7 protein-coding genes and 2 pseudogenes are annotated in these 9,459 nt (G+C 59.1%); 2 read left to right on the top strand and 7 right to left on the bottom strand.

Annotation, left to right across the window (positions count from 1 at the left end; all coding sequences use genetic code 11):
- The 6 genes and pseudogenes from EOC06_RS25475 to EOC06_RS43475 all read right to left on the bottom strand — a co-directional run.
- A partial coding sequence (locus EOC06_RS25475; protein ID WP_128309085.1) for an ABC transporter ATP-binding protein occupies positions 1-924 on the bottom strand: 924 nt, incomplete at its 3' end.
- A complete protein-coding gene (locus tag EOC06_RS25470) occupies positions 921-1,928 on the bottom strand; it encodes an ABC transporter ATP-binding protein (protein WP_127270363.1) in 1,008 nt (335 codons plus the stop codon). The genes EOC06_RS25475 and EOC06_RS25470, both read right to left, overlap by 4 nt.
- Before the next feature lies 1 nt (position 1,929).
- Complete coding sequence (locus EOC06_RS25465; protein ID WP_127268399.1) at positions 1,930-2,811, bottom strand: ABC transporter permease; 882 nt, start codon at positions 2,809-2,811, stop codon at positions 1,930-1,932.
- Position 2,812: 1 nt separating this feature from the next.
- Positions 2,813-3,754, bottom strand: coding sequence for an ABC transporter permease (locus EOC06_RS25460; RefSeq protein ID WP_127268398.1), 942 nt, complete (start codon positions 3,752-3,754; stop codon positions 2,813-2,815).
- A complete protein-coding gene (locus tag EOC06_RS25455; RefSeq protein ID WP_127268397.1) occupies positions 3,754-5,361 on the bottom strand; it encodes an ABC transporter substrate-binding protein in 1,608 nt (535 codons plus the stop codon). Before EOC06_RS25455 ends, EOC06_RS25460 begins: the two co-directional genes overlap by 1 nt.
- Before the next feature lie 664 nt (positions 5,362-6,025).
- A pseudogene (locus EOC06_RS43475) lies at positions 6,026-6,142 on the bottom strand (transposase); the annotation flags it as partial.
- Between the two features lie 194 nt (positions 6,143-6,336).
- On the opposite strand from EOC06_RS43475, the gene EOC06_RS25445 reads away from it, so the two are divergent.
- Both EOC06_RS25445 and EOC06_RS25440 read left to right on the top strand, forming a co-directional pair.
- Positions 6,337-7,974 (top strand): NAD(P)/FAD-dependent oxidoreductase, encoded by a 1,638-nt coding sequence (locus EOC06_RS25445; protein ID WP_127268396.1) that lies wholly within the window; start codon positions 6,337-6,339, stop codon positions 7,972-7,974.
- Entirely contained in the window at positions 7,952-9,127 is a 1,176-nt protein-coding gene (locus EOC06_RS25440; RefSeq protein WP_127268395.1) for an FAD-binding oxidoreductase, read from the top strand. Before EOC06_RS25445 ends, EOC06_RS25440 begins: the two co-directional genes overlap by 23 nt.
- 64 nt (positions 9,128-9,191) lie before the next feature.
- Here the strand turns inward: EOC06_RS25440 and EOC06_RS25435 are convergent.
- Positions 9,192-9,459, bottom strand: a pseudogene (locus EOC06_RS25435) (hypothetical protein); the annotation flags it as partial.

Raw genomic sequence — 9,459 nt, 5'->3', positions numbered from 1 at the left:
AACCAAAGGGGGGACTTCGTTGCGGCAGCGCTCGACGGCGAGCGGGCAGCGCGGGTGGAACGCGCACCCGGTGGGCGGATTGATCGGGCTCGGCACCTCGCCCTCAACGGGTGCTTCTAGTCGAACTCGCGTGGGATCCGGGACCGGAGCGGCCGCAATCAGCGCCTCGGTGTAGGGGTGGATCGGCTTGGCGAAGAGCGCCTCGCAGGGCGCAAGCTCCACGATCCTCCCCAAATACATGACCGCAACGCGATGGCCGATATGCTCCACGACACCAAGGTCATGCGAGATGAAGACGAAAGCGATACCCATCTGCTTCTGGAGGTCCAGAAGCAGATTCAAGATCTGCGCCTGCACCGAGACGTCAAGAGCTGACACCGCTTCGTCGGCGATGATGAGCGAGGGATTGAGCGCTAGTGCCCGCGCAATGCCGAGCCGCTGACGCTGGCCGCCCGACAACTCGGAGGGGAGCCTGTTCATCATCTCGGGGGACATTCCGACCTTTTGGAGAAGATCCGCAGCAAGCTTGTTGCGCTGCTTCCGGCTGAGGCGCTCGAAATTCTCGAGGGGCTCGGTGATGATCTGTCCGGCGCTGAGGCGGGGGTTCAACGACGAGTAAGGATCCTGAAAGACCATCTGCATCCGACGGCGAAACGCGTGGAGCGCTTGCTTTTTGAGGCCAGCAATGTCGTTCCCGTCGATTAGAACGCGTCCGCCCGTAGGTTCCACGAGCCGCATTAAGAGCCGCGCCACAGTGGACTTGCCGCAGCCGGATTCGCCGACGATGCAGAGTGTCTCGCCCGCCTCGACCGAGAAGGATACATCCTCGACCGCCCGCACCACGGGAATGCTCTTCCTAAAGAATCCCGCGCCGAGCGGATAGTGCTTAGTCAGGTTCTCGACTGTCAGCAAAGGACCACTCATGCTCCCATCACCTCTTCGGCGCGCCAGCAAGCGGCGGCGTGGCCTGGCCTGACATCACTCAGAATGGGTGTTTTCTCGCGGCAAATGTCGATCGCAAACGAGCAGCGTGGCGCAAAGCTGCAGCCCACAATGGGGTCGCGAAGGCTTGGCACAATCCCGGGAATTTCCGGAAGGCGACTTTGTCGGCCGCGCCGCCGGTCAGGCACCGATCGCATGAGGCCCTGGGTGTACGGGTGCGCCGGACGCGAGAACAAATCTATCACGTTCGCTTGTTCCACGATCCGCCCAGCATACATTACGATCACCCGCTGGCACGTCTCGGCGACAACGCCCAGATCATGCGTGATGAACATCACTGCCGTTCCTGTGCGCTCTTTCAGGTCGACGATGAGTCGCAGAATCTGTGCCTGGATTGTGACGTCGAGGGCCGTAGTCGGCTCGTCGGCAATCAACAGGTCCGGTGAGCAGGCAAGAGCCATGGCGATCATGGCGCGCTGGCGCATGCCTCCCGACATCTCATGCGGATAGTTGTTGACGCGACGCTCGGGGTCCGCGATGCGGACGAGACGGAGCATCTCTTCGGCCTTTGCCATGCCCACCGAGCGGGAGGCTTTCGTGTGGATCTGCACCGCCTCTGCGATCTGGCGGCCGACCGTATAAACCGGGTTCAGACTGGTCATCGGTTCTTGGAAAATCATGGCGATTTGGTCGCCGCGAATTTTTCGCATCTCACGATCGGACAGGTCGAGGAGGTCGCGTCCGTGGAAGCGGACTTCACCGCCGACAGTCTTCGCGCTCAGCTTCGGCAGCAGGCGAAGAATGGAGAGGGCAGTGACGCTCTTCCCGCATCCCGATTCGCCGACGACCCCAAGCGTTTCGCCTTTCATTACCTGGAAGCTGATGCCGCCCAGGGCGCGGGTGACACTGTCTTCGCCGAAAAAATGCGTTTCGAGGTTTCGGACATCGAGAAGCAAGTCATTCCCTGCGGCTTGATGCATCTGCATGTCAGCGCCTCCGCTTGGCGCGGGGATCGAACATGTCGCGCAGGCCATCCCCCAAAAGGTTGACCGCAAGGACCGTGACGGCGAGGCAGATACCGGGGGCGAAGATTGTCATAGGAGCGATGGCAAGAAACAGGCGAGAATTCGAGATCATGTTGCCCCAACTAGCGATCTCGGGCGGCACGCCGACGCCGAGAAAGCTCAGTCCGGCCTCTGTCAGAATCGCATCTGCGCAGACTATGGCGCTCTGGACCATAAGCGGCGGAATGGTACTCGGCACGATATGCCTCCACAGCACCTTTGGCAGGCGTGCGCCTCCACAGACGGCGGCCTCAACGTAAGGGCGATCGCGAACACTCAGAACCACCGAACGAACGAGCCGGGTGACGCTTGGCATCTGTGGAATCGTGATCGCGACGATGAGAATGCCGATGCCGGGACCCGTCAGAGAGATAAGGGCAATGGCCAGCAGCATAGTCGGGATCGACATTAGGCCATCCATGACCCGCATGACGACATTGTCGAAACCGCGACTGTAACCGGCGATAATACCGATAATAAGCCCGCCCACAGCTGCGGCTGCCGCCGACATCAATCCCACCAGTAGAGAAACTCGGGCACCGAATACGGTGCGTGCGAACACGTCCCGGCCCAGATGATCACTTCCGAACCACATCTTCGCGGAAGGTGGCTGAAGGCGATTGAATGGATCCATGTTCATCGGATCGCCGCCGTACAGCGGGGCAGCGAGTGCTAGGAGGATCAACAACGCCAATAGTCCGCCGCCTATCATCACCGGCGGATGACGCCTTGCTATGCGAGGCAGGTCAGATACTCGAAAGCGGCCGGTAGGAATGTATTCAACTGGCGGGGAGAGCAGTGTCATATCAGTACCGGATCCGGGGATCGATCAGCGTGTAGGCCAGATCGACTGCGAGATTAATAAGGACGTAGAGACCTGACGTCAGGATGAGCACGCTCTGGATGATGGGATAGTCGCGGTTGTTGATCGCATCCACCACCAGGCGGCCGATACCGGGTATGTTGAACACCGTTTCGGTAAGGACCACTCCGCCGATCAGATAGGCAAAGCTTATGCCGATGACGGTCAAGATCGGGACGCCGGCATTCTTCAAGGCATGGTGGAAAAGCATGGCATAGGACGAAGCGCCCTTGGCAGCGGCGGTTCGCATATAGTCCTCCGAGAGGACCTCGAGCATGCTCGCCCGCGTAACCCGGGCGATGAATGCAATGTAGCCAAGACTAAGGGCCACGGTGGGAAGGACCAGGTGCGCGAACCAAGGTCCAAGGCCACCATCGATCGGCGCATATCCCTGGACCGGCAGCCAGTGTGCCCTGATAGCGAAGAAGTATATGAGGAAATAGCCGATGACAAAGACCGGGACGGAATAGCCAAGTGCCGAAAAGGCGGTGAGGGCGCGATCGATGAAACCGCCAGTTCGCCAAGCGGCAAGGATGCCGAAAGAAACCCCGACCGTCACCGAAAACATCATCGTCAGGAGCGACAGGGAAAAAGTCGGCTCAAGCCGCTGCGAAATGAGCTCAAGAACAGGGCGTCCGGCAAAAATCGAGGTGCCGAAATCGCCGTCAAGCATATCCCGCGCCCATCGTATGAACTGGACCGGCATTGGGTCATTCAACCCCAACTTTTCCCGGATGCCGGCGATCATCTCCGCCGTGGCCGACTTGCCGGCAATCATGTCCGCTGGGTCACCCGGCGCCAGCCTGAGAAGCAGGAAGATGAAAATTCCGACCATCACCATGACGGCCATGGCCGAAACTATCCTGCGCAACATATACGTCGCCATCAGCCTGAGGCTTTCTGCATATTCCACCAGGCAACGTATGGCATCTCCACGAGTCCGGTAAGCGATTTGCGGTGAGCACTCGGGGATACAATTTGACCTAATCTGACGTCACCGACAAATTCCCACCAAATTCGTTGCATTTTGCGAGCCAATGCCTGTCGCTCTTCAAGAGTTTCGACATCCGGCCACTTGAGCCGAAGCGCCTCAAATTCGTCGTTCTTAGGCCAGCCGAACCAGGCGGCCTTTTCCCCGCTCGCGCCAAGGAAGACCGCGGTCATTGGATCGCCTTGGGCGTAATCGAAATCATCGGTGATAAAAATGCTCCAGCCACCGCTCTCAACAGGACCCTTGTTGCCCCGGCGCGCCACAATCCCACCCCAGTCACTTGGCGCAAGCTCAGCGTTGACACCAATCTTGCGTAGTTCGGCTGCGAGAAGCTGTGAGGCATTGCTGGCAGCGGCCCAAGACGTGGGGTCGAGAATAACAACCTTCTCACCAGCATATCCCGCCTCCTGGAAGAGCTGCTTGGCCCTTTTCGGGTCGCCGCCCTTCTTGAACCATCCTGTGTTCTCGTCATTGGAATAAGGTGTACTGTTTCCGAATATCGAAGTGACGGGTCGACTATACTTTGGATCAGGGGCAGTAACGCGCAGAAACGCCTCCTGATCAACCAAGTGAAGTATTGCCTGACGCGCTTTCACGTTATCGAATGGCTTCTGAAGGTGATTCATGCGCACGCACATGTCGTTGCCAGTTTTATTCAGGACCTGAAGTTCAAGATTGGGGTCGTTTTCGATCGCAGCATAGAAATCCGCAGGTGCATCGCGAAGGAAATCAAGCTCCCCTGCTTGCAAAGCAGCCAGATTAGTCTGCGCATCGCCGCCGTTTTCCCAAATGACACGATCGACCTTAACGACTTTACCGCCTGCAAACCCGTCAGAAGCCTCGCTGCGCGGCACGTATTTCTCATTGCGATCATAGGTGAAATTCGCACCCGGCCTGGCAAGAGCATGGTTAAACTTGAATGGACCCGATCCGATGTTCGCGGTCACCTGCTCGGTCGCAGGTCGCTCTGCATCCTTTTCGCGCATAATAAACAGGACCGGCGCTGACAGCGTAGCCAGCAGATCGATCAGTACCCCTAGAGGTTCGGTGAGCGTAATTACAAAAGTTTTGTCGTCCTTTTTCGAGATATCCTTGGCACGAGACATGATCAACTGTCCGCCCGGAGCCACTTGGGCCCAGCGGCGGATCGAGGCCACACAATCGGCTGCGGTGACCGCAGTGCCATCGTGCCAACTCAAACCATCCCGGAGTTCGAAACTATAAGTCTTCTTATCGTCGGAAACGCCCCACTTCCCGACCATTTGCGGTTGTGGCATAAGCTTGCTGTCGGGGGCGAATAGCGTATCATAAACGCCCAAGCTGTGGAAAACGGTGGGGTCGGTTGTCGTGAACACCGGATCAAAGATTTGGAGCTCAACCATTACCATCCGAACCGTCCGAGCGTCCGTTGGCAATGTTTGCCCACGCAAGATCGAGGGGAATGACAAAGCCGTTCCAGCCGCCATACTTAGCTTCATGAGGTCGCGTCGAGAGATTGTCATATTCTAGTTCCCCTTTTTCTTAACGGCGGCTCAAGGCACGCCTAATGGTTAAGTTACTATGGAGCGACTTGCGGCGACTTCGTGATTTTCAACTTATACATTGATTAGCAGACTCGCCATCTGAGCAGGTCGATCTGGAGAGATCCGCCATTCGTAATCCATGAGCCATTATCTGGCTCTCCTTGCTATGAACCACTGCGGGTGTACAGCGATCTCCCTGTTCAACGCGATTGCTGACCAAACTAAGCCAAATCTGATCATCAAACCTCGTGGCGTTGTGCAGCCGGTAGTTGATAGCCGACTCAGATGGGATGGCGATGGTTTGGGCAACATCATGCTACGGGCCGCTGAGTGCTTCATAGCTCAGACACCACTTAGTTCCCTTAGTATTTCCTGGCCGTTAAACCGCCATGGTTTCGATTATTCTTTATCGTGGAGGGCTTGTCGTCAAATTCAGTTTGTGTATCGTGGCCATCTAGCGCCGAGATGGTGGATGAAAGTGCCTGCGTTCGTAGAGCGCTCTCGGCTTGGTCAGGACAACCCATACAATGCGCGCGCCATCTTGGCGGCGGGTGCGACAACGGCCTTGTTCGGGTGCATCTGGCTCTGCAAGCCGTCGAGCCAGCGTCCAAGGCGATCCCGGGCTCGATCCAGGTCGAAAGCAGGAGCGCGCGCCATGAGCGAGGACCTTGCGGACGTAGCGGTTCCCGCGCTTGGTGATGCCACAGAGCTTCTGCTCGCCTCCGGTCGAGTGTTCACGGGGGACAAGGCTCAACCATGCGCGCCCACGCTCATCTCGAAATCAGATTAGCTCAATTCACAAACTGAATTTGACATGGAGCCCCTTGAAGCGATGAATCGATGAGAGTGTCTGGGCGCCTGAAAATCCGGCCAGAGGCTCGTTCGGCTTTAACGCCATTCCGAACGGGTGGAGAACCTCGGACGAAGGCAACAGTTACCAGAATGGCTTGAACCATGAAGATTGACGAAAAATCTGTTGCCGGCAAAGAGCTGATCGTCGAGGAACAGACCCAGCTCTTGGTAGTTGGCGCGGGTCCTGCTGGTCTCGCAGCCGCTATCGACGCGGCTCGCCGAGGACTCTCGGTCGTGCTCATTGACGAAAACCCGGTTCCCTTCATAACCATGGGCAACGAGGTGCCGCTTCACTACGGACAGGGCATGTCTCCTGTAGCGCGCAACCGCAATGCTATGCTTGAGAGCTTCGTCGCTTCCGAGCCACTTATCCAGACAGCGTTCGAAGCTGGGGTTGACGTCCGGCTCGGCACCGCCTGTTGGGGTCTTTATGCGAACGGTCCCGGTGTCCACTGGCTCCCCGGCACGATCGCCGGTCTGGCCGACGAGACACGTGGCTGGCTGATAGGCGCAGAATACGTAATTGTCGCAGCCGGCCGACGCGATATCGGGCTCGGCTTCCCTGGGTGGGAGAAGCCGGGCGTAATGGGTGCCACGGCGGCGGTTTCGCTGGCAACGCGGTTCAGGGCCCTAAACCCTCGGAGAGTGTTGATCCTCGGCACGTCGGCTGAGGCGCTGGCGGCTGCCGCAGCACTCGAGAAGGCCGGCGTGGAAATAGCGGGGATCGTGGAACAGGCGGCCGAGGCTGTCGGTCCCGTACACATGGTAGACGAATTACGCGCTGGCGGCTGCGAATTCCTGACCCGTCATGTTGTGCGTGAGGTACTGGGGCGGGACTCAGTTGAAGAAGTGCTCATTTCCGCCTTGGATGAAGCCGGTCGGGCTGTTGGCAAAGAACGCCGAATCGCTTGCGACGGCGTTGTGCTGGCGGTCGGAGCCACGCCGGTTATTGATCTTCTCGCAGCGCTCGGGTGCAGGGTCGCCTTTCAGCCAGAGCGGGGCGGCTATGCGCCGGCGGTGGATGCAGGTCAGCGTACCAGTGTGCGCAATATTTTCGTGATCGGCGACAGCGCCGGCATCTGGCCTACAAAATCGTGCGATCCCAGCATCGCGGAACGCGAAGCCTTACTGGCAGTCGCCACCATCCTTGATGATCTGGGCCTTGCCGGAGACCATGCGCACGATGGAGCGCCGCGACCCGACCGGCCGGCCTACGATCTGGCAGCCTACCGTCTGGCCTGGGTACATGCCAGCGTCATCGCTGCGCGTGACGAATTCCACGTCTGTCAATGCGAGGAGATTACCGCCCGCGAGATCCTCGAGCTACGCCCCCCGCGTTATCTTGGCTGGCAAACCGAGCGCCGCAACGATCGCTCACTCTCAACCCTCCTTGGCGACGCGCCCCCAAACCCGGACCAGGTCAAGCGGCTCACTCGCGCAGGCATGGGACCGTGCCAAGGTCGGCGCTGCCGCGAGCAGATAGCTGCTTTGCTGGCCATGCAGTCCGGCGCGTCGCTAGCGGCAATTCCCCTTGCGGGCTACCGCGCGCCAGTACGACCGCTGCCGCTAGAAATTGCCAGCCAAATCCCGGAATCGCCAGATCAGGCCCGTCATTGGGCACTCTGGTTTGGAATACCATCGCAATGGAAAGCCCAATGGGAGGTTCCCGAGTTTTATACAGTTGCCACCGATCATGTTACCACCGCGGCTGCGCTTGATGAGCGAGGCGGCCATGACTGAGAACATGGGTGCATCCGTTGTGATCATTGGCGGCGGCGTCACAGGGCTGAGTGCTGGCTGGTGGCTAGCACAAACCGGCGTCGATGTTCTGGTTATAGAAAAGGGCATCGTTGGCTGGGAGGCTTCCGGCCGTAACGGAGGGGGCTGCGGACACGTTTTTTCGCCTCTTTACCCGGAGATGCTGCGGCTGTGGCCAATCATGGATGAACTGCTCGGTTATCCTACGGAGTTCTCTGCAAACCGCATCCACGTCGCCGTGACCGAGGAGCAATTGGCGGCCGCAACTCGCAGCGCCGCTGCGATGGAGCGCCATGGACACCGGTGCGAATTGCTCGACCGGACGCGGCTCCGAGAACTCGTTCCACTCGTCGGCGACAACGTTGCCGGTGCTCATTTCTATCACTTCGGGGGGCACGCCAACCCACACCGCACAGTCCAAGGCTACGCGTGGGCCATGCAGGACCACGGCGGCCAGCTCGTGCAGCACTGCGGGGTCACCGGGTTCCGCACCGAAGGCGAGCGGGTGGTAGGCGTAGACACGGAGCGCGGCCTATTTGGCTGCGATCAACTGGTCATTGCAGCCGGGCCATACACCGGGCGCTTCTCGGCGATGCTGGGGCAGGAGGTTCCTTTGGCAAGCGCGCGTGCCGAGATGATCGTTACCGAGCCGCTTCCCCTGATGGCTTATGGTGGCGTTGATGGTAACGATCTCCACGGCAGGCAGACGCTGCGCGGTAATCTGGCCTTTGGAGGCGGTCCACACGAATGGCTGGAACTAGCCGAGGGAGGCGTAATATCCAACCCCTCAACCCCCCTGATGGGTCATATAGGCCGCCGCTTGGTTGAAATGATGCCGAAGGCCGCGCATGCCCGCATTATTCGTTCTTGGGCCGGTGTGATCGAGAACACCCCCGACGGGCGCCCCGTGATCGACCGGCTCTCGACATTCTCCAACGTGGTTGTTGCCACGATGTCCAGCGTCGGCTTCGGCTTGTCGCCGTCAAGCGGGCGAGCAATCCGCGACGTAGTTGTCGACGGCGTCTGCAGCTTCGCAGACATTTCATCGTTTAGCTTGAAGCGTTTCGCCAGGCTCGAACCCAACTGGCGCCAACTGCAGGGCTGGGTTGCGATCCAATTCGGGGACGCTGCTTAGAAACATCGCGCTCAGCAGAAGCGCATCGCTGCGCGTTGCCGAAAGAAGCAGGCGGCATTGGTCATCAGTGATGCGCTTCGATTACTTGCACCCGATGTGCCCCCCTGAAATGTTCTCGCTTGAGGTTGGGTTGTCCCGTCGGCCGTGAACAATGAGAGGGATCAGGCTTCGAGCTCTTCGGCTGACTTTGTAAGGCTGCGATGAGAAGCCACAAAAATCCCTTCAGCCACCTGAGCAGGAGAGAGAAGTTATATCCGGCGGCGGCCAGGATGGCGTTGAGGGCGTCGCCCTGCTGGCCGGCGAGGTAGTTGCGGCCCATGCGGTGTTCGTTC

Origin of the sequence: Mesorhizobium sp. M7A.F.Ca.MR.362.00.0.0 (genome assembly GCF_004023175.1) — a bacterium.
Classification (GTDB): Bacteria; Pseudomonadota; Alphaproteobacteria; order Rhizobiales; family Rhizobiaceae; genus Mesorhizobium.
The sequence above is the reverse complement of the archived record's forward strand: the minus strand, read 5'-3'. Positions and strand labels throughout refer to the sequence as shown.

Coding starts and splice junctions, on each gene's coding strand:
- EOC06_RS25440 (WP_127268395.1), top strand. CDS start 7,952: ATGAGCGAGGCGGCCATGACTGAGAACATGGGTGCATCCGTTGTGATC.
- EOC06_RS25470 (WP_127270363.1), bottom strand. CDS start 1,928: ATGCAGATGCATCAAGCCGCAGGGAATGACTTGCTTCTCGATGTCCGA.
- EOC06_RS25455 (WP_127268397.1), bottom strand. CDS start 5,361: ATGACAATCTCTCGACGCGACCTCATGAAGCTAAGTATGGCGGCTGGA.
- EOC06_RS25445 (WP_127268396.1), top strand. CDS start 6,337: ATGAAGATTGACGAAAAATCTGTTGCCGGCAAAGAGCTGATCGTCGAG.
- EOC06_RS25460 (WP_127268398.1), bottom strand. CDS start 3,754: ATGGCGACGTATATGTTGCGCAGGATAGTTTCGGCCATGGCCGTCATG.
- EOC06_RS25465 (WP_127268399.1), bottom strand. CDS start 2,811: ATGACACTGCTCTCCCCGCCAGTTGAATACATTCCTACCGGCCGCTTT.